The sequence below is a fragment of the Serratia sp. 506_PEND genome (assembly GCF_001076875.1).
GTDB lineage: Bacteria > Pseudomonadota > Gammaproteobacteria > Enterobacterales > Enterobacteriaceae > Serratia > Serratia marcescens.
The window spans coordinates 18,378-36,717 of the sequence record NZ_JVEL01000049.1; the positions used below are offsets into that span (position 1 = coordinate 18,378).

Annotated in this window: 20 protein-coding genes; 13 read left to right on the top strand and 7 right to left on the bottom strand. The window is 59.6% G+C overall.

Annotated features, from left to right (window positions below; genetic code table 11):
* Window positions 1-94: 94 nt before the first annotated feature.
* From ADK28_RS01490 to ADK28_RS01505, 4 genes are all read right to left on the bottom strand, one after another.
* Window positions 95-1,087: a D-cysteine desulfhydrase gene (locus tag ADK28_RS01490; protein WP_048794696.1), complete on the bottom strand. Its 993-nt coding sequence runs from the start codon at window positions 1,085-1,087 to the stop codon at window positions 95-97.
* 125 nt (window positions 1,088-1,212) lie between these two features.
* A complete protein-coding gene (gene fliZ / locus ADK28_RS01495; protein ID WP_004934751.1) occupies window positions 1,213-1,722 on the bottom strand; it encodes a flagella biosynthesis regulatory protein FliZ in 510 nt (169 codons plus the stop codon).
* Window positions 1,723-1,776: 54 nt separating this feature from the next.
* Window positions 1,777-2,499 carry an RNA polymerase sigma factor FliA gene (locus tag ADK28_RS01500; RefSeq protein ID WP_016927322.1) on the bottom strand — a complete coding sequence of 241 codons (723 nt, stop codon included), beginning with the start codon at window positions 2,497-2,499 and terminating at the stop codon, window positions 1,777-1,779.
* A gap of 182 nt (window positions 2,500-2,681) precedes the next feature.
* A complete protein-coding gene (locus ADK28_RS01505) occupies window positions 2,682-3,725 on the bottom strand; it encodes a flagellin FliC (protein ID WP_048794697.1) in 1,044 nt (347 codons plus the stop codon).
* 281 nt (window positions 3,726-4,006) lie between these two features.
* On the opposite strand from ADK28_RS01505, the gene fliD reads away from it, so the two are divergent.
* The 4 genes from fliD to ADK28_RS01525 all read left to right on the top strand — a co-directional run bounded on the left by fliD (window position 4,007) and on the right by ADK28_RS01525 (window position 7,381).
* On the top strand, window positions 4,007-5,407 hold the full coding sequence (gene fliD / locus ADK28_RS01510) for a flagellar filament capping protein FliD (protein ID WP_015378237.1): 1,401 nt from the start codon (window positions 4,007-4,009) through the stop codon (window positions 5,405-5,407).
* A gap of 26 nt (window positions 5,408-5,433) precedes the next feature.
* Entirely contained in the window at window positions 5,434-5,844 is a 411-nt protein-coding gene (gene fliS / locus ADK28_RS01515; RefSeq protein WP_004934758.1) for a flagellar export chaperone FliS, read from the top strand.
* Window positions 5,844-6,212, top strand: coding sequence for a flagella biosynthesis regulatory protein FliT (gene fliT / locus ADK28_RS01520; protein WP_016927319.1), 369 nt, complete (start codon window positions 5,844-5,846; stop codon window positions 6,210-6,212). The genes fliS and fliT overlap by 1 nt, the downstream gene beginning before the upstream one ends.
* Window positions 6,213-6,520: 308 nt before the next feature.
* A complete protein-coding gene (locus ADK28_RS01525; protein WP_033640035.1) occupies window positions 6,521-7,381 on the top strand; it encodes a helix-turn-helix transcriptional regulator in 861 nt (286 codons plus the stop codon).
* Window positions 7,382-7,846: 465 nt separating this feature from the next.
* Here the strand turns inward: ADK28_RS01525 and ADK28_RS01530 are convergent, their stop codons facing one another.
* Entirely contained in the window at window positions 7,847-8,776 is a 930-nt protein-coding gene (locus ADK28_RS01530; protein WP_033640034.1) for a LysR family transcriptional regulator, read from the bottom strand.
* Window positions 8,777-8,904: 128 nt separating this feature from the next.
* Here ADK28_RS01530 and ADK28_RS01535 point away from each other — a divergent pair, with 128 nt between their 5' ends.
* Window positions 8,905-9,504 carry an FMN-dependent NADH-azoreductase gene (locus tag ADK28_RS01535; protein WP_048794698.1) on the top strand — a complete coding sequence of 200 codons (600 nt, stop codon included), beginning with the start codon at window positions 8,905-8,907 and terminating at the stop codon, window positions 9,502-9,504.
* Window positions 9,505-9,676: 172 nt separating this feature from the next.
* On the opposite strand, the gene ADK28_RS01540 is transcribed toward ADK28_RS01535, so the two are convergent.
* Both ADK28_RS01540 and fliE read right to left on the bottom strand, forming a co-directional pair.
* Window positions 9,677-9,880: a hypothetical protein gene (locus ADK28_RS01540; RefSeq protein ID WP_126186666.1), complete on the bottom strand. Its 204-nt coding sequence runs from the start codon at window positions 9,878-9,880 to the stop codon at window positions 9,677-9,679.
* Window positions 9,881-9,957: 77 nt separating this feature from the next.
* A complete protein-coding gene (fliE, locus tag ADK28_RS01545; protein WP_004934773.1) occupies window positions 9,958-10,272 on the bottom strand; it encodes a flagellar hook-basal body complex protein FliE in 315 nt (104 codons plus the stop codon).
* Between the two features lie 315 nt (window positions 10,273-10,587).
* Here fliE and fliF point away from each other — a divergent pair, with 315 nt between their 5' ends.
* The 8 genes from fliF to fliM all read left to right on the top strand — a co-directional run.
* Window positions 10,588-12,282 carry a flagellar basal-body MS-ring/collar protein FliF gene (gene fliF / locus ADK28_RS01550; protein ID WP_048794699.1) on the top strand — a complete coding sequence of 565 codons (1,695 nt, stop codon included), beginning with the start codon at window positions 10,588-10,590 and terminating at the stop codon, window positions 12,280-12,282.
* Window positions 12,279-13,271, top strand: coding sequence for a flagellar motor switch protein FliG (gene fliG / locus ADK28_RS01555; protein WP_004934775.1), 993 nt, complete (start codon window positions 12,279-12,281; stop codon window positions 13,269-13,271). The genes fliF and fliG overlap by 4 nt, the downstream gene beginning before the upstream one ends.
* Window positions 13,264-13,968 carry a flagellar assembly protein FliH gene (gene fliH / locus ADK28_RS01560; protein ID WP_016927310.1) on the top strand — a complete coding sequence of 235 codons (705 nt, stop codon included), beginning with the start codon at window positions 13,264-13,266 and terminating at the stop codon, window positions 13,966-13,968. The genes fliG and fliH overlap by 8 nt, the downstream gene beginning before the upstream one ends.
* Window positions 13,968-15,329 carry a flagellar protein export ATPase FliI gene (gene fliI, locus ADK28_RS01565; RefSeq protein ID WP_004934781.1) on the top strand — a complete coding sequence of 454 codons (1,362 nt, stop codon included), beginning with the start codon at window positions 13,968-13,970 and terminating at the stop codon, window positions 15,327-15,329. Before fliH ends, fliI begins: the two co-directional genes overlap by 1 nt.
* Before the next feature lie 21 nt (window positions 15,330-15,350).
* Complete coding sequence (gene fliJ / locus ADK28_RS01570; RefSeq protein ID WP_016927309.1) at window positions 15,351-15,797, top strand: flagellar export protein FliJ; 447 nt, start codon at window positions 15,351-15,353, stop codon at window positions 15,795-15,797.
* A complete protein-coding gene (locus ADK28_RS01575; protein WP_048794700.1) occupies window positions 15,794-17,023 on the top strand; it encodes a flagellar hook-length control protein FliK in 1,230 nt (409 codons plus the stop codon). The genes fliJ and ADK28_RS01575 overlap by 4 nt, the downstream gene beginning before the upstream one ends.
* Window positions 17,024-17,188: 165 nt before the next feature.
* Complete coding sequence (gene fliL / locus ADK28_RS01580) at window positions 17,189-17,674, top strand: flagellar basal body-associated protein FliL (protein WP_016927307.1); 486 nt, start codon at window positions 17,189-17,191, stop codon at window positions 17,672-17,674.
* Between the two features lie 5 nt (window positions 17,675-17,679).
* Window positions 17,680-18,340 (top strand): flagellar motor switch protein FliM (fliM, locus tag ADK28_RS01585; protein ID WP_048794701.1); only part of this gene is annotated, 661 nt, incomplete at its 3' end.

Genomic DNA, 18,340 nt, shown 5'->3' on the forward strand with positions numbered 1-18,340 from the left:
ATCTTTTTTGATATCAGCACTTTAACAGTGCAACCGCCCGCATAAAGGAATATAACCTTATAAATATAGTTCAAAATGGAATAACAAGCGGTATTTACACCTGCGGATGGTAGGCGAACAGCGCCGGCGCACCGCCGGTGTGAACGAACAGGATGGGCCCTTCGTCGCGGAAACGCCGCTGGGCAATGCCGTCGATCAAACCGGCCATCGCTTTGCCGGTGTATACCGGATCCAGCAACACGCCCTCCTGCTGCGCCAGCAGCTGCACCGCCGCCATGCCCTCTTCGTTCGGCATGCCGTACTGCGGCGCGAAATAATCGTCCCACAGCGCTATCGGTGCCAGTTCGTCGATATTCAGCGAACAGGCCAGGGCTTTCTGGATCTGCTCCACCTTCGGCAGTTGATCGATCACGGTGCGCGAGACCGTCACGCCAATCAGCTCAGTTTCAGGCAGCAGCTGTTGCAGCCCCACCGCCAGCCCAGCGTGAGTGCCGGCGCTGCCGGACGCCACCACCACCGAACTGAACGCCACGTTGCTGCGCCGGCTCTGTTCGGCGATTTCCAATGCGCACTGCACGTATCCCAGCGCGCCCAGGGCATTGGAGCCACCCACCGGCACCACGTAAGGCCGGAAGCCCTGCGCCTCGAGGCGCGTCGCCAGTTCCGCCAGTTGCTGCTGCGGATCGTGCAGCGCTTCGCACATCACCACCTCGGCGTTGAACAGGCCGAGCAACAGGCGGTTGCCGTTGGTCAGGTAGTTTTCCGCACGGGTATCGATGGGGTTTTCCAGCAGCGCGACGCAGTGCAGGCCCAGTTTCGCCGCCACCGCCGCCGTCTGGCGCACGTGGTTGGATTGAATGGCGCCGGCGGTGACCAGCGTATCGGCGCCTTGCCGCAGCGCGTCGGCGGCCAGAAACTCGAGCTTTCTCAGCTTGTTACCGCCCATGGCCATAGGAGTGACATCGTCACGTTTAAGGTAAATTTCACGGCCGAGGTAATCGGAGAGACGGGACAGTTTTTCCAGCGGTGTGGCGGTGCCAACCAGATCCAGACGCGGAAATTGCGCCAGTTGTTGTTGCAGGTTCACTACTTCCCCCCAGGGAATCGAATATCAACATCTGATAACCGATAGATTTAGCAGATGTGAACTGAATAATCATCCTTTATCACGGGGGGATACGGCAGACCCCGGCCCAGCGGCCGGGGAAAGTCTCAGTAGCTGCGCTGCCAGGCGAGATACTGATCGTACTTGCGCAGCGCAATGCGGTAGTTGTTGTGCGCCGCGGTAGGCAGATCGTCGATGATGCGCTGATGACTGGCGCTGTTGGCGAATTTGTCCGCCGGGTAATTCCGCGCCACCAGCATTTCGTCCAGACGGCGCAACCGCACCACATACTCGCGAATGGTGCTGTGGCTCATCTCGGTCTGTTCGAACAGATACTGCTTGAACGCCATAATGTCGAAATAACTCGGGTGGCTGTTGCAGGAAATCTCGCTGCAAAAGCGGCACAGCGCGGTCAGCTCGTGCTGCACGTTTTGCCAGACCGCATCGTCGATCGGCTGATCCATGCGCGCGATGGCTTCTTTATTGATTATCTTGCCGCGAAACACCAGCGCCATGCGGTCCAACAGTTTGCCGCACTGGGAGCAATGGGTCTGGCTGTGCTTGTAATCTTTCAGGTAACGGCTAAGCGGCCGTTTCTTCAACAGTATTCCTGGCATAAGGGGCAGTCCGATTGTCGCATGAGTCATCGAGTTGGGGGCGGCGCTCCGCCGTCAGGTATCGTTCGCCAGCCGCGCACGCAGCCGTTTGATCGCCTGACTGTGCAGTTGGCTGACGCGGGATTCCCCGACGTCCAGCACGGCGCCGATCTCTTTGAGATTCAACTCTTCCTGGTAATACAGCGTCAGCACCATTTTTTCGCGCTCCGGCAACGCCTCGATGGCGTCGATCACCCGCTGGCGCAGGCTGCCTTCCAACAGGTGATGCAGCGGGTTGGCCTCCTCATGCCCTTCCAGCATCGGTTCCGCGCTCTCGCCATGCTCCTCGCGCCATTCGTCGTAGGAGAAAAGCTGGCTGTTATTGGTGTCCAACAGAATTTGACGGTACTCATCCAGCGAGATGTTCAGCGTCTGCGCCACTTCCGTTTCGCTCGCCGGGCGGCCGTAACGCTGTTCCAGTTGCCGCATCACCTGCGCGACCTCGCGCGCGTGGCGCCGCACGCTGCGCGGCACCCAGTCGCGGCTGCGCAACTCGTCGAGCATCGCGCCGCGAATGCGCTGCACCGCATAGGTGGTAAAGGCGGTTCCCTGTAGGGCGTCATAACGCTCAACGGCGTTTAATAGCCCGATTCCCCCGGCCTGCAGCAGGTCGTCAAGCTCCACGCTGGCGGGCAGCCTGACCTGCAGGCGCAACGCCTCGTGGCGCACTAACGGCACGTAGCGCAACCAGAGAGAATTTTTGTCCATCACGCCTTCGGCGGTATACAGATCGCTCACTATGTCTTAAACCTGCGGATAAGAGAGTCAGCGCTATTATGCGTAGGGGGCGAAATGCCAATCGGCAGAACAGTCGCACAAAACAGGCTTTATTTGCGCCATGTAATAACCGCGCGGGGCGCGAGCATAAAAAAACCCCGCCGAAGCGGGGTTTCTTTGCGACAGTTAATCGGGAGAGACGATTAACGCAGCAGGGACAGAACGTTCTGAGTAGACTGGTTAGCCTGTGCCAGAACAGAGGTGCCAGCCTGTTGCAGGATGTTGGCGCGGCTCATGTTGGACACTTCGGTCGCGTAGTCAGCATCCTGGATACGGGACTGAGAAGCGGACAGGTTGTTCACGGTGCTGTTCAGGTTGTTGATAACAGAATCGAAACGGTTCTGTACCGCACCCAGGGAAGAACGCAGGCCGTCAACCTGAGACAGCGCTTTGTCCAGGGTAGCCAGCGGATCAGCCATCTTAACGTCAGTAGTATCTTCGGTGATTTTTGCTTTACCTGTTGTACCGTCTTCAGCAATAGTTGCTTCTTTATAAGTTTTAACACCTTTATCGGTAGTTTCTACGTAGAAGGTATCTTTGCCAGTAGCATCTTTACCGGAGAACAGCTTTTTACCTGCAGCCATGGCGTCAACAGTCAGATCTTTATCACCAACTTTTACGGTACCGGTAACTTCTGCACCCAGTTTAGGACCTTTTTTGGTCACGTCGAAGCCATCCAGACCCAGTTTAGTGGAGTCGATTTTCTGCAGGTCGATATCGATGGTTTCACCGTCGTTAGCGCCAACCTGGATGGTCAGCTTCTGATCGCTGCTCAGCACTTTCACGCCGTTGAAATCGGTCTGCTCGGAGATACGGTTGATTTCCGACATGCGCTGAGTGATTTCGTCCTGGATGGATTTCAGGTCGCTGGTGGAGTTGGAACCGTTCTGCGCCTGTACGGTCAGACGACGGATGTTCTGCAGGTTGTCGTTAACTTCGTTCAGTGCGCCTTCAGTGGTCTGCGCCAGAGAGATACCGTCGTTGGCGTTGCGGGAAGCCTGAGTCAGGCCTTTGATGTTAGCGGTGAAACGGTTGGAGATCGCCTGACCCGCAGCATCGTCTTTCGCGCTGTTGATACGCAGACCGGAAGACAGACGCTCAATCGCAGTGCCCAGAGAAGACTGAGATTTGTTCAGGTTGTTCTGCGCCATCAGAGACAGGCTGTTAGTGTTGATTACTTGTGCCATTGTTTGCTTTCCTTACGAGTCAGTTGCGTTCTTCGCAACACGGTTAAAAGGTTCGGGCTTGTTTGCCCACGGCGTCAACCACCGTCCCCTCAGGTATCGGCCCTCCCCTAACAACCTTTAGCAATTTTTTAAAATTTTTTGCGCCCGCTGCAATGGCGGAAATAACGCGGTTTTTCCCTCCTCTATTGCGCCATCGTTTTTTTGTTTTTTTCGGTAAACTTTTTCACCACTGGGCCGATAACGCGTAAAGCGAATAAAGTCATCATCAAGGAGAATTACTCATGGCAACGATCAGTTCATTAGGTCTCGGCTCAGGGCTCGACCTCAATGGCTTGCTGGATAAGCTGACCAAAGCGGAACAACAGCGTCTGACCCCTTACACCACCAAGCAATCCAGCTACAACGCCCAGCTGACCGGTTACGGCACGTTGAAAGGCGCACTGGAAAAATTCGACAATCTCAGCAAAGAGATGGCGAAAGAAGATTTCTTCAAGGCCACCACCGCCACCGAACACGACGCCTTCAAGATCACCACCAACGCCAAGGCGGTGCCGGGCAACTACGTGGTGGAAGTGAACAAACTGGCGCAGGCGCAAACGCTGACCACGCAGGCGAAAGTCAGCGATCAAGGCGCTAAATTAGGCGCTGAAGGCGTCACCGACCGCTCCCTGACCATCACCGCCGGCAACCCGCCGAAAGAAACCAAAATCCCGCTCAGCGACGATCAAACCTCGCTGGTTGAGCTGCGTGACGCCATCAACGGCGCCAAAGCCGGCGTCACCGCCAGCATCATGCGCGTTGGCGATAACGACTATCAGTTGGCGGTCAGCTCTTCCACCACCGGCGAAAACAACAAGATTTCTCTGCAGGTCGATAACGACGACCAACTGGGCGATATCCTGAACTACAACGCCACCCGCGGCACCGGCACCGCCATGAAGCAGACGGTCGCGCCGCAGGATGCGGAGCTGACGGTGAACGGCACCGCTATCAAGCGCAGCACCAACTCGATCAGCGATGCCCTGCAGGGCGTCACCATCGATCTGAAAACCAAAACCAAAACCGATGAACCGCAACACCTGGTGATCAGCACCAACACCGCCGGCACCACCGACAAGATCAAAGAGTGGGTCGACAGCTATAACTCCCTGCTGGACACCTTCAACGCATTGTCCAAGTTCACCCCGGTGAAAACCGGCGAAGCGCCAAACCCAACCAACGGCCCGCTGCTGGGCGACAACACCCTGCGCGGCATTCAGTCGTCGATCAAAAGCGCGCTGAGCGCAGCCCAGGACAACCCGGAGTTGAAAGGCCTGGGCAACCTCGGCATTTCCACCAACACCAAAACCGGCAAGTTGGAAATCGACAGCGCCAAGCTGAAGAAAGCGATGGATGAGAAGCCGGATCAAGTCAGCAACTTCTTCGTCGGTAACGGCAAAGACACCGGCATGGCCACCGAGATCCACAACGAGATCCAGAGCTACATCAAATCCGGCGGCATCATCGAAAACTCGACCAAAAGCATCAACACCAACCTCGATCGCCTGAACAGCCAGATCACGACGGTCACCGCCAGCATTCAGAACACTATCGATCGTTATAAACAACAGTTCGTTCAGCTGGATACCATGATGTCGAAAATGAACGGCACCAGTAACTATTTGGCTCAACAGTTCAAGTAACCCTTTAACAAGGTAAAGAAAACAGCATGTATAACCGTAGCGGCACTCAGGCCTATGCACAGGTCAGTCTGGAAAGCGGCGCCATGAGCGCCAGCCCGCACCAGTTAATCGTGATGTTGTTCGACGGGGCGCTCAGCGCCCTGCTTCGCGCACGCATCCTGATGAACCAGGGCGATATCGCCGGCAAAGGCATGGCGCTGTCCAAAGCCATCAATATCATCGACAACGGCCTGAAAAGCGGCCTCGACCCTCAACAGGGCGGCGAGATCGCCGAAAATCTGGCGGCATTGTACGACTACATGAAGCGTCGGCTGATGCAGGCCAATCTGCACAACGACGAAGCGGCGATCGCCGAAGTGGTTAAACTGCTGGAAAACATCGCCGACGCCTGGCGCCAGATCGGCCCTAACTACCAACCTTCGCAGGACGCCGTGTAATGGAACGTCAACAGCAGCTGTTAGCCGCTTATCAACAAATTTACAGCCTGAGCAGCCAGATGATCGCGCTGGCGCAAACCGGGCGCTGGGAGGAGCTCGTCGAGCTCGAATTCGCTTACGTGACGGCGGTGGAAAAAACCGCCGCCTTTACCGGGCAAGCCGGCCCGTCCATGGCGCTGCAGGAGATGTTGCGCAATAAGCTGCAACAGATCCTCGACAACGAAACCGAACTCAAACGTCTGTTACAGCAGCGTATGGATGAGCTGAAAATGTTGATCGAACAGTCCACGCGCCAGAACGTGGTCAACAATGCCTACGGCCAGTTTCATGATCGTGCGCTGTTGCTGGGGGAACCACAGGTCCGATAAGATCGACAATACTGACGAAAATGGATTAAATAGCACTATGCGCTATTACTCTCGGGTTACGTTAGGATATTAATCTATGGCATTTGAATTATTCAGCTTATGGGTAATTGGTAAAATGCGCGCTTCGAGCCTGGCTCTCACTTTAATGGATAAACATCATCCCGACACGGACGTTTTCTGTTCAGCAGGAAATTGATTTTTGATAGATAAAACTCGCCGCTGTGTTTCACGGCCCATGGAAAAATGTTGCTCCAGCGCGGATCAAAGCGTAAAGATATTCCCAGATAATGGCTGCGAAATGAATATCGATGGAACGTACAATTAATCTCTGTCCTGGAATTGGCGCCTCAGCGCACATCATTCAGTATACTGAATTATTATTCCCTTCAGTCTATTTTGAGCAACCACATCTGTATCTGATACAACAAGGCCATAAGCGCGTACGCTGGCAACAACACGAAGTGGTCGCTCATCCCGGCGAGCTGTTGATTATCGACGGCGGGCAAACGGTGGACATTATTAACGGCCCGTCCGAAGACGGCGTATTCAGTTGCCAACTGCTAACCTGCGATCCCCTGTTGCTCACCGTCCAACCTCCGGCCGAGGAAACGCCGGCGCCGATGCCGTTCGATGCCGTCCTGGCGCTGCGCAACCTGCCCTGCGCCCTAAAGCACAGTTTTGAAACCACCGGCCTGGCGCTGACGCTGCGGCAACGCTTTCCCACCATCATCGTGCGGCACAAAATGCTGGAAATTCTGTTGTGGCTGGCCCAATTCGGCATTCGCTTTATTCACAACGAAGCCAAGGATCTGACGCAGCGCGTGCGCCGCTGCCTGGCGACCGATCCGCACAGCATTTGGACGGCGGCCAAAGTCGCGGAGAGCCTGTCGATGAGTGAAGTGATGTTGCGCCGCAAACTGTCGATGGAAAACACCGCGTTGCGCAACCTGATGATTGACGTGCGCATGAGCAGCGCGCTGGCCCTGCTGCAGTCGACCGACTGGCCGATCTCCGCCATCGCGCAACATGTGGGTTATGAAAGCGCCTCGCGTTTCGCCGAACGTTTTCGCAAACGCTTCGGTTTCGCCCCTACCGCCATTCGCGGTCATCAGAGGATTATGGAACCCGGCTCTCAGGGCGTTGAGGCGATGGTCGCCGGAGAAACATAAATAGACGCGCAACAAATGGCTTTATTTAACACAAGTCCCTAACGGTTGTAACAACGCTGAGATACGCTAAGCAATGCCCCTCCGCCGAAGAGCGAATTAAATGATGCGTAATGAAAAGCGATTATTTTCTCTGGCAATAATTGTGTTGGGGCTGTGGCTGCTAGCCTTACTGAATGAAGAAGAGATGATGCGTTTACTGGCCGTACAATAAAACGGCCAGATTTTTTATCGTCTGGTCAGACTTCAGTCCAGTTTAACCAGAACGCCAATTAATACCGCCAGCAGCGCCAACATTAAAATACTGATCAGACGCCATCTGGATTCGCTTTTCGTGCTCATTGACCTGCCTCGAATAATAACCCTACTAATCACGTCATAATAAACGATCACCTGCGCATTCAATAAACCTGACAGCACCATTTTCGGCCCTCTATTCGGTACATTAGTCGGTTGTGGCACCGGCCATTAGCGAGACGATACCCACGGTGCTGCAAGCGCCAATTTTCCCGGCAGCTCCGCCACCAGTTTGTCTACCGCCAGCCGCACCTTGAGCGGCTGGTAAGGCATATAGGGCCACACGACGTTCACCGGGAAACTGAGGCTGGACCCACCGCGCATGATCTCCACCAACGTCCCCGCCATCAAGCGCTCGCGCACCAGCCACTCCGGCAGCCAGGCAATACCGGCGCCGGCGGACACCGCATCGACAATCCCCTGCATGTCATCCATCATCATCTTGGCCGGTGGCCTGAACGGCCGCAGCTCGCCGTTTTCGCCGCGAAGCTGCCAGGGCAGCACGGCGCCGGCGTGCAGATACCCCACCGCCTGATGTCGGCTTAACGCCTCTACCGTTCTCGGCTCGCCGCAGCGCTGCAGATAATCGGGCGAGGCGCACAGCAGCATGCCGTGTTCGCCCAAGCGCCGGGCAACCAGGCTGCCGCTGTCCGCCAGCTCGCCAATGCGAACCGCCAGATCGAACCCCTCGTCGATCAGATCTATCCTGCGGTCGCTGAATGAAATTTCCAGCGTCAGCAAGGGATGTTCATTCGCCAGCGCCGTCAACACGGGCGCAATGCACAAATGGCCGAACAGCACCGGCACCGAGACTCTGAGCCGGCCGCTGACCTGCATCTTGCCGCTGTCGAGCTGGTTTTCCGCCGCCTGAACGTTTGCCAACGCCTGCCGGCAGTGCTCATAGTACAGCGCCCCTTCATCCGTCAGGCTCAGGCTGCGCGTGGTGCGCATAAACAACATCACGCCAAGCCGAGCCTCGAGACGCGATACGATTTTGCTGACCGCAGAGCGCGTCAGATGCAGTTTCTCTGCGGCGGCGGCGAAACTGCCGCCTTCCGCCACGGCGACAAACGCCGGCAGTGCGCTGAGATCGCTTTTCATCTTAATGCTTCCAAATTGGAATCAATTTAGTGAAAACCTATCACCACTGGTGAACATCAAGCAATGATAACCTGCAGTCATTCCGAATCCCCGGTGAAAACCACAGATGACCGTCAGAGGACAACAGCATGAAAAAAATACTGGTACTCAAATCCAGCATTATGGGAAATGACTCGCAGACCAATAACCTGATTGACCGCTATCTGGCAGCGCGTAAGGCGAAAGGACACGAAGATCGGATCGTCGAACACGATCTGACGGCGTTGGATCTGCCGGTATTGGACGGCGAGCTGTTCGGTGCGCTGCGCGGCGCGGAAAACATCAGCCCACGCGCCAAAGCGGCGGTGGCGCTCTCCGACCGGCTGATTGCCGAACTGAAAGAGAGCGATCTGCTGCTGCTCGGCGCGCCAATGTACAACCTCAACGTCCCGACCCAGCTGAAAAACTGGTTCGATCTGGTGGCCCGCGCCCGGATGACCTTCAACTATACCGCCACCTACCCGGTGGGGTTGGTGGAAGGCGTCAATGCGCTGGTATTCAGTTCACGCGGCGGCATGCACGCCGGGCATCCGACCGATGCCGTAACGCCCTACCTGCGTTCGGTGCTGGGGTTGATGGGGATCGGCGACGTGCAATTCATCTATGCCGAAGGGCTGGATATGAGACCGCACGGCCTCGCGCAGGGGCTGGCGAATGCCCACCAGCGGATCGCAGAATTGGCGGGCTGAAGCAAACGCACGGCAGCATTGATTTGTTATAATATAACAAATATGATGTTCGCGTTGACGCACCTCGAACGTGCGTCGACGCTCCTACATCAAGTACATAAATGTTTTATCGCACCTTCAACCAGCTATTTCGATAGCTGGTTTTTTTTGCCCATCGACTGGCGTCACGGCTTCAGTATTGTCGGGTGGCGCGTTTCATTTCTCGCTCGCCTGGCGACTGTGTCTTCACCGACAGCGGCGCGACAAACGCCTTCCACTCTTTGCCGGCCTCCTGATGAGCCGCGTTTTTTTGGGCCGATGAATAGTCATCGTTTTGCCCGGCGCATCCAGACAACGCCATGATACCCAGAGCAAGATACAGCGATTTGTACATCATCCTATCCCGATAAATGACCGTCGCTATAAAGTAACAGCGCCGACCCAAATTTCACTGAAAAATGACCGGCAAGTTCATCACACCGGCATATTCATAATATCCTGGTAGGCCGCCACCAGCTTGTTGCGCACCTGCACGCCCAGCTGCAAAGACACCGACGATTTCTGCAGATCGACCATCACATCGTTCAGGCTGATGCCTGGCGCGCCCAGCTCGAAATCCTGCGCCTGCTTGCGCGCCGTTTGCTGGGTCTCGCTGATCTTGCCGAGCGCCGCGGTCAGTTCGCTGGCGAAGCTGACGCCCTGCGGCGCCGCATTCTGCCCCATCTTGCCGGCCTGAACCGCCATGGTCTGCATCTGCTGCAGCACCCCTTCAATGCCCTGAATCGCCATCTGGTCCTCAATCATCTCGTCTCGCCGGGTGACGTTTTCACCCTGCACTTCTCCAATGATGCACACCCTAGCACAGCGTTTTCGGACCTAAAGCGGTTAATTAACTGCAAAAAACCCGGCTTATCGGGCAATCGGAATTGTCTGATAAGGCGAATAATGGCCTGCCCAGAAATGGGAGCGCCGCTATTTAGAAGATATGTGTATCAGGGAGTCTGTTTTGTCACACAACGCTAACCATACCGTTCATCAGCCTGGCAGGGAGCTGCTCAGCGGCCCGTACGGGATCGTGAGCGCCATTGAAGGACGAGACCTAAAATGAGTGCTTCGATAACCGCCGGCGAAAGCCGCGACAACGGCCTGCAGGCCATCTGGAACCGTCTGCGCGCCAACCCGAAAATTCCGTTGCTGGTCGCCGCTTCCGCCGCGATCGCGATCGTCGTCGCGCTGCTGTTGTGGGTGAAAAGCCCCGACTACCGCGTGCTGTACAGCAATCTGAACGACCGCGACGGCGGCGCCATCGTCACCCAACTGACGCAGATGAACATCCCTTACCGCTTTGCCGAGAATGGCGCGGCGCTGCTGATCCCGGCGGAAAAGGTGCATGAAACCCGTCTGCGTCTGGCGCAGCAAGGGCTGCCGAAAGGCGGCGCCGTCGGCTTCGAACTGCTGGATCAGGAAAAATTCGGCATCAGCCAGTTCAGCGAGCAGATTAACTATCAGCGCGCCCTCGAGGGCGAGCTGTCGCGCACCATCGAATCGCTGGGGCCGGTGCAAAACGCCCGCGTTCACCTGGCGCTGCCTAAACCTTCGCTGTTCGTGCGCGAACAGAAATCCCCTTCCGCCTCGGTAACGCTCACCCTGCAACCCGGCCGTGCGCTGGACGACGGCCAGATCAACGCCATCGTTTATATGGTGTCGAGCAGCGTCGCCGGCCTGCCGCCGGGCAACGTGACCGTGGTCGATCAGGCCGGCCGCCTGCTGACCCAGTCCGACGGCACCGGGCGCGATCTCAACGCTTCGCAGCTGAAATACGCCAACGAAGTGGAAAACGGCTTCCAGCGCCGCATCGAAGCGATCCTCGCCCCGGTGGTCGGCAGCGCCAACGTGCGTGCGCAGGTCACAGCGCAGATCGACTTCGCCACGCGCGAGCAAACCGATGAACAATACCAGCCGAACCAGCAGCCGGACAAAGCCGCTATCCGCTCCCAGCAAACCAGCCTGAGCGAACAGATCGGCGGGCCGCAGGTGGGTGGCGTGCCAGGCGCGCTGTCCAACCAACCGAGCGCGCCGGCCACTGCGCCGATTGAAACCGCCAAGCCCGCGGCCGGCAACAATGCCAACGCCACCGCGCAAAACGCCGCAACCACCCGCAGCGCGGCGGCCAGCGGCGTGCCGCAAAATACCCGACGCGACGCGACCACCAACTACGAGCTCGATCGCACCATCCGCCATACCCAGCACAAAGCCGGCACCGTGCAGCGTCTGTCGGTCGCCGTGGTGGTCAACTACCTGGGCACCGGTAAAGACGGCAAACCGCAGCCGATGGGCAAAGAGCAGTTGGCGCAGATCGAAGCGCTGGTGCGTGAAGCGATGGGCTACTCCAGCAGCCGTGGCGATACCCTGAACGTGGTCAATACGCCGTTTACCGACACTCAGGTGACCGGTGGCGAACTGCCGTTCTGGCAAAGCCAGTCGTTTATCGATCGCCTGATCGACGCGGGCCGCTATCTGCTGGTGCTGCTGGTGGCCTGGCTGCTGTGGCGCAAACTGGTGCGGCCGCAGCTGCAACAGCGCCAGGCCGCGCAACAGGCCGCCATCGCCGCCGCCAACGCCCCTGCCGCCAAAGCGGTCGACAGCAACAAACCGAGCAACGAGGAGCTGGCGCAGCGTCGCAAATCGCAGCAGCGCGTCAGCGCAGAAGTCCAGAGCCAGCGGATCCGCGATCTGGCTGACAAAGACCCGCGCGTGGTCGCTCTGGTAATCCGCCAATGGATGAGTAACGAGATATGAGCCTGACCGGAACCGACAAAAGCGCCATCTTGCTGATGACGCTGGGTGAAGATCGCGCGGCGGAGGTGTTCAAACACCTCTCCTCGCGCGAAGTACAGCTGCTGAGCGGCACCATGGCCGGCATGAGCCAGGTTTCACACAAACAGCTCGGCGAAATACTGACCGAGTTTGAAGACGACGCCGAGCAATACGCGGCGCTGAGCGTCAACGCCAGCGACTACCTGCGCTCGGTGCTGGTCAAGGCGCTGGGCGAAGAGCGCGCCGCCAGCCTGCTGGAAGACATTCTCGAATCGCGCGAAACCACCACCGGCATGGAAACGCTCAACTTTATGGAGCCGCAGAGCGCCGCCGATCTGATCCGCGACGAACACCCGCAGATCATCGCCACTATTTTGGTGCACCTCAAACGCGGCCAGGCGGCGGACATCCTGGCCCTGTTCGACGAACGCCTGCGCAACGACGTGATGCTGCGTATCGCCACCTTCGGCGGCGTGCAGCCGGCGGCGTTGGCGGAGCTGACCGAAGTGCTGAACAACCTGCTCGACGGCCAGAACCTCAAGCGCAGCAAAATGGGCGGGGTGCGCACCGCCGCCGAGATCATCAACCTGATGAAAACCCAGCAGGAAGAAGCGGTCATCGACGCGATGCGCGAATACGACGGCGAGCTGGCGCAGAAGATCATCGACGAGATGTTCCTGTTCGAAAACCTGGTGGAAGTCGACGATCGCAGCATCCAGCGCCTGCTGCAGGAAGTGGAAGGCGAGTCGCTGCTGATCGCGTTGAAAGGCGCCGAACAGCCGCTGCGCGAGAAGTTCCTCAAGAACATGTCGCAACGCGCCGCCGACATCCTGCGCGACGATCTGGCCAACCGTGGGCCGGTGCGCATGTCGCAGGTGGAGAACGAGCAGAAAGCCATCCTGTTGGTGGTAAGACGCCTGGCGGAAACCGGCGAAATGATCATCGGCGGCGGCGAGGACACCTATGTCTGATCGCATTAACACCCTGCCCTGGCAGCCCTGGTCGCTCAACGATTTGGGCGAACAGAAACCGGCGTTCGAACTGCCGCCGCTGCCGGATCTCGAACAAAGCGATCCGTCGCCGGACGCGCAGGCCGAATTGCAGCAGCAGTTGGCGACGCTGCGGCTGCAGGCCGAGCAACAGGGCCAGCAGTTGGGCTATGCCGACGGCCAGCAAAAAGGCTATGAAGCCGGTTTTCAGTCCGGTCTGGAAGAAGGCCGTCAGCAAGGGCTGCTGGAAGCGCAGCAGCAGCAACAGCCGCTGACCGCCCACTGGCAGCAGTTGGTTACCGAATTCCAGCACACGCTGGACGCGCTCGACAGCGTGATCGCTTCGCGGCTGATGCAACTGGCGTTGACCGCCGCCAAACAGGTGCTGGGCCAGCCGCCGGTGTGCGACGGCACCGCCCTGCTCGCGCAGATCCAACAGCTGATTCAACAGGAGCCGATGTTCAACGGCAAGCCGCAGCTGCGGGTCCACCCGGACGATTACCCACGCGTCGAGCAGCAGTTGGGGGTTACCCTCAGCCTGCACGGCTGGCGCCTGTTGGCGGACGGCGAACTGCATCCGGGCGGCTGCAAGGTCAGCGCCGAGGAAGGCGATCTCGACGCCAGCCTGGCGACGCGCTGGCATGAACTGTGCCGCCTGGCGGCACCGGGAGAAGTCTGATGACCGCGCGTCTCGGCCGCTGGCTGAGTTCTCTGGATACGCTGGAAAAACGCATCGCCCGCGCGCCGACGGTGCGCCGCTACGGTCGCCTGACCCGCGCCACCGGGTTGGTGCTGGAGGCTACCGGCCTGCAGCTGCCGCTCGGGGCGACCTGCCTCATCGAACGGCACGACGCCGGTGAGGTGCAGGAAGTGGAAAGCGAAGTGGTCGGCTTCAACGGCCAACGGCTGTTCCTGATGCCGCTGGAAGAAGTCGAAGGCATCGTGCCGGGCGCGCGGGTTTACGCCCGCATCGCGCCGGAAGGCCAAAGCGCCGGCAAACAGCTGCCGCTCGGCCCGGCGCTGCTGGGGCGCGTGCTGGACGGCAGCGCCAAACCGCTCGACGGCCTGCCTTCGCCGGAAACCGGTTACCGCGCGCCGCTGATCACCGCGCCGTTCAACCCCTTGCAGCGCACGCCGATTGAGCAGGTGCTGGACGTGGGGGTGCGCACCATCAACGGTCTGCTGACCGTCGGTCGCGGCCAGCGCATGGGTCTGTTCGCCGGCTCCGGCGTCGGCAAGAGCGTGTTGCTCGGCATGATGGCCCGTTATACCCAGGCGGATGTGATCGTCGTTGGCCTGATCGGCGAGCGCGGCCGCGAGGTCAAAGACTTTATCGAGAACATTCTCGGCGCCGAAGGCCGGGCGCGCTCGGTGGTGATCGCTGCGCCGGCGGACGTGTCGCCGCTGCTGCGCATGCAGGGGGCGGCCTACGCCACCCGCATCGCCGAAGATTTCCGCGATCGCGGGCAGCACGTGTTGCTGATCATGGACTCCCTTACCCGCTACGCCATGGCGCAGCGTGAGATCGCCCTGGCCATCGGCGAACCGCCGGCGACCAAAGGCTATCCGCCTTCGGTCTTCGCCAAGCTGCCGGCGCTGGTGGAACGCGCGGGCAACGGCATCAGCGGCGGCGGCTCCATCACCGCCTTCTACACCGTGTTGACCGAAGGGGACGATCAGCAAGATCCGATCGCCGACTCGGCGCGCGCCATCCTCGACGGCCACGTGGTGCTGTCCCGGCGCCTGGCGGAAGCCGGCCACTACCCGGCGATCGACATCGAAGCGTCAATCAGCCGCGCCATGACGTCGCTGATCGACGAAGAGCATTACCGCCGGGTACGCACCTTCAAGCAGATGCTGGCCAGCTATCAGCGCAACCGCGATCTGATCAGCGTCGGCGCCTACGCGGCGGGCAGCGATCCGTTGCTGGACAAAGCGATGACGCTGTACCCGCAGATGGAAGCGTACCTGCAACAGGGCATCTTTGAACGCAGCGGCTACGATGAAGCCTGTCAACAGCTGCAGCAGTTGATTGTTTAACGTCACCAGAGGCGCACAGCGATGAAATCACAATCCCCCCTGATTACCCTGCGCGATCTGGCGCAGGATGCGGTGGAACAGGCCGCGCAACAGCTTGGCCAGGTGCGGCAGGCGCAGCAGGCGGCGGAGCAACAGCTGTCGATGCTGCTCAACTATCAGGACGAATATCGCCAGAAGCTGAATCATACGCTTTGCGACGGCATGGACAGCTCTCGCTGGCAAAACTACCAGCAGTTTATCGGCACGCTGGAACAGGCCATCGACCAGCACCGCCAGCAGCTGCTGCAGTGGGGGCAGAAAGTGGATCATGCGGTGAAGCAATGGCAAGACAAACAACAGCGGCTGAACGCTTTCGAGACTCTGCATACCCGCGCCATAAATGCGGAGCAGCAGCAGGAGAATAAACGGGATCAAAAACTGATGGATGAGTTCGCTCAACGCAGTGCACAAAGGAATATCAACCCATGAATCTGAACGCCCTGCCCGGCCTGGCCTTACCCGGCGATGCCGGCGGTCTGGCCGAACTGACGTCGGCGCTGGATGAGAGCCAGCTGTCATCCGCTTTCGCCCAACTGCTCGGCGCACGTTTCGCGCCCGCAGCCGACGGCAAACAGCCGCCGGTCGCGCTGAGCGCGGACGATGAACGCGCCCCGGCCCTGAGCCGCAATCAGCTCAATCAACTGCTGGCCACCTTCGGCGAGCGCGGCGGCCTGCTGCCGGGTCTGGCAACCCCAGCCGACGCGCTTTCATCTGAAGGCGCCGAGAGCGAGACGCTCGTGGCCGGCGATAAACCGGCGCAGCCGCCGATCGCCGCCGCCAAAGAGCTGGATGCCGCGACGCTGCAGGCGCTGTATGCCATGCTGCCGGCCGCGATCGTCGCCCAGCCTCAGCCAGCCGATGGCCAACGGCCGCTGCCGGTGGAAAACGCTGACGATGCGGCCGCGCTGCAGACCGGCAATGGCCTGCTGAACATTGCGGCGGCCGGTGATAACACCGCCGCGCGTTCATCGGCATCCCCTGCCCCGACAGGAACAGGCACGAAAACGCCTGCAGCCGATGGCGATAACGCCACGGCGGCGCTCCCGCAATCGACCAGCGGCGAGCGCGCAAGTGCCGCACAGCCGCTGCCGGCGGGCGATACCCAGCAGCAGCCGACGCTCAATCACGCCGTCGCCCTGGCCGCCGCCAGCCCAACGCAAACGGCCGCCCCGGCCGGCTCACTGGTGACGGCGCCGCCTACGCCGCAGTTAAACGCGCAGTTGGGTAGCCCGGAATGGCAGCAGGCGCTGAACCAACAGGTGCTGATGTTCCATCGCAACGGCCAGCAAAGCGCCGAGCTGCGTCTGCATCCGCAGGAGCTGGGCGCCTTGCAGATCACGTTGAAACTGGACGATCAGCAAGCGCAACTGCACATCGCCTCCGCTCACGGCCAGGTGCGCGCGGCGGTGGAAGCGGCGATGCCGCAACTGCGCCACGCGCTGGCGGAGAGCGGCATCAACCTGGGGCAGAGCAGCGTGGGCGGCGAGTCCACGCCACAATGGCAACAGGCGCAGCAGCAGGCCTCCAACAGCCAGGGGCGTTCCAGCTATGCTGAACACCCTGGCGATGAGGCTGCGGCCGCCGACGGCGTCAGCGCGCCGATGGCGCTGCAGCGCATAGCCAGCGCGGTCAACGGCGTCGATATTTTCGCCTGAGCCGCCGCAAACGCCCAAGCTGGCACCCATTTGCGCGTCTATTCAGGCTATTGCACGCCGCGATAGACGCGATAATACCTTTACATGTCATGCGTGCGGCTTTGCCGCGCGCCATGCCCGCCGCCTCGCCGGCCGCGGGTGGAACAACAGGAATTAGATTTGGCTATGTCTCAGAACACCCTTCCGGCAGCACCGAAACGCTCCCTTCTGGTCATCCTGCTGGTGTTGATCAGCGTCGTCGCCTGTGGCGCCGCGGGCTACAGCTGGTGGCTGCTGCAACAGCATAAAAACGGCGCCGAACCGGCCGCCGCCAAACAGCAACCGCCGGCCGCGCCGGTGTTCATGCCGCTCGACACCTTTACCGTCAACCTGGTGACGCCGGACAACAACCCGGATCGCGTGCTGTACATCGGCCTCACGCTGCGTCTGCCGGACGAAAGTACCCGCCGTCAGCTGAACGATTTTCTGCCGGAAGTGCGCAGCCGCTTGCTGATGCTGCTCTCCCGCCAGGAAGCAAGCCAGTTGGCCAATGAACAAGGGAAGCAACAGTTGGTGGCGCAGATTAAGGACGTGCTCAGCCCGCCGCTGGTTAAGGGACAACCGAAGCAGGTGGTCAGCGACGTGCTGTTCACCGCCTTCATACTGCGGTAATCACTATGGGCGATAGCATTCTTTCACAGGCAGAGATCGACGCCTTGCTCAACGGCGACAGCGCGGGTGATGAACCCGAGGCGGTGGTCGGCAAAGAGAGCGAGGTCAAGCCTTACGATCCGAACACCCAGCGCCGCGTGGTGCGCGAGCGTCTGCACGCGCTGGAAATCATCAACGAACGTTTTGCCCGGCAGTTCCGCATGGGGTTGTTCAACCTGCTGCGCCGCAGCCCGGACATTACCGTCGGCCCGATCAAAATCCAGCCGTATCACGAGTTCGCCCGCAACCTGCCGGTGCCGACCAACCTGAACCTGGTGCATCTGAATCCGCTGCGCGGCACTGCCCTGTTCGTGTTCGCGCCGAGTCTGGTGTTCATCGCCGTCGACAACCTGTTCGGCGGCGACGGCCGCTTCCCGACCAAGGTCGAAGGCCGCGAATTCACTCCGACCGAACAGCGGGTGATCAAACGCATGCTGCGCCTGGCGCTGGACGCCTATGGCGACGCCTGGAGCGCCATCTACAAAATCGACGTGGAATACGTGCGCGCCGAAATGCAGGTGAAGTTCACCAACATCACCACCTCGCCGAACGACATCGTGGTCACCACGCCGTTCCAGGTGGAGATCGGCGCGCTGACCGGCGAGTTCAACATCTGCATTCCGTTCG

What these genes read in the sequence shown, in the direction of transcription:
- fliH (WP_016927310.1), top strand. Translation starts at nt 13,264, where the DNA reads ATGTCTGATCGCATTAACACCCTGCCCTGGCAGCCCTGGTCGCTCAAC.
- fliS (WP_004934758.1), top strand. Translation starts at nt 5,434, where the DNA reads ATGTATAACCGTAGCGGCACTCAGGCCTATGCACAGGTCAGTCTGGAA.
- ADK28_RS01530 (WP_033640034.1), bottom strand. Translation starts at nt 8,776, where the DNA reads ATGAAAAGCGATCTCAGCGCACTGCCGGCGTTTGTCGCCGTGGCGGAA.
- ADK28_RS01505 (WP_048794697.1), bottom strand. Translation starts at nt 3,725, where the DNA reads ATGGCACAAGTAATCAACACTAACAGCCTGTCTCTGATGGCGCAGAAC.
- fliD (WP_015378237.1), top strand. Translation starts at nt 4,007, where the DNA reads ATGGCAACGATCAGTTCATTAGGTCTCGGCTCAGGGCTCGACCTCAAT.
- fliT (WP_016927319.1), top strand. Translation starts at nt 5,844, where the DNA reads ATGGAACGTCAACAGCAGCTGTTAGCCGCTTATCAACAAATTTACAGC.
- fliI (WP_004934781.1), top strand. Translation starts at nt 13,968, where the DNA reads ATGACCGCGCGTCTCGGCCGCTGGCTGAGTTCTCTGGATACGCTGGAA.
- fliG (WP_004934775.1), top strand. Translation starts at nt 12,279, where the DNA reads ATGAGCCTGACCGGAACCGACAAAAGCGCCATCTTGCTGATGACGCTG.
- fliJ (WP_016927309.1), top strand. Translation starts at nt 15,351, where the DNA reads ATGAAATCACAATCCCCCCTGATTACCCTGCGCGATCTGGCGCAGGAT.
- ADK28_RS01575 (WP_048794700.1), top strand. Translation starts at nt 15,794, where the DNA reads ATGAATCTGAACGCCCTGCCCGGCCTGGCCTTACCCGGCGATGCCGGC.
- ADK28_RS01535 (WP_048794698.1), top strand. Translation starts at nt 8,905, where the DNA reads ATGAAAAAAATACTGGTACTCAAATCCAGCATTATGGGAAATGACTCG.
- fliL (WP_016927307.1), top strand. Translation starts at nt 17,189, where the DNA reads ATGTCTCAGAACACCCTTCCGGCAGCACCGAAACGCTCCCTTCTGGTC.
- fliZ (WP_004934751.1), bottom strand. Translation starts at nt 1,722, where the DNA reads ATGCCAGGAATACTGTTGAAGAAACGGCCGCTTAGCCGTTACCTGAAA.
- ADK28_RS01540 (WP_126186666.1), bottom strand. Translation starts at nt 9,880, where the DNA reads ATGATGTACAAATCGCTGTATCTTGCTCTGGGTATCATGGCGTTGTCT.
- fliE (WP_004934773.1), bottom strand. Translation starts at nt 10,272, where the DNA reads ATGGCGATTCAGGGCATTGAAGGGGTGCTGCAGCAGATGCAGACCATG.
- ADK28_RS01525 (WP_033640035.1), top strand. Translation starts at nt 6,521, where the DNA reads ATGGAACGTACAATTAATCTCTGTCCTGGAATTGGCGCCTCAGCGCAC.
- fliF (WP_048794699.1), top strand. Translation starts at nt 10,588, where the DNA reads ATGAGTGCTTCGATAACCGCCGGCGAAAGCCGCGACAACGGCCTGCAG.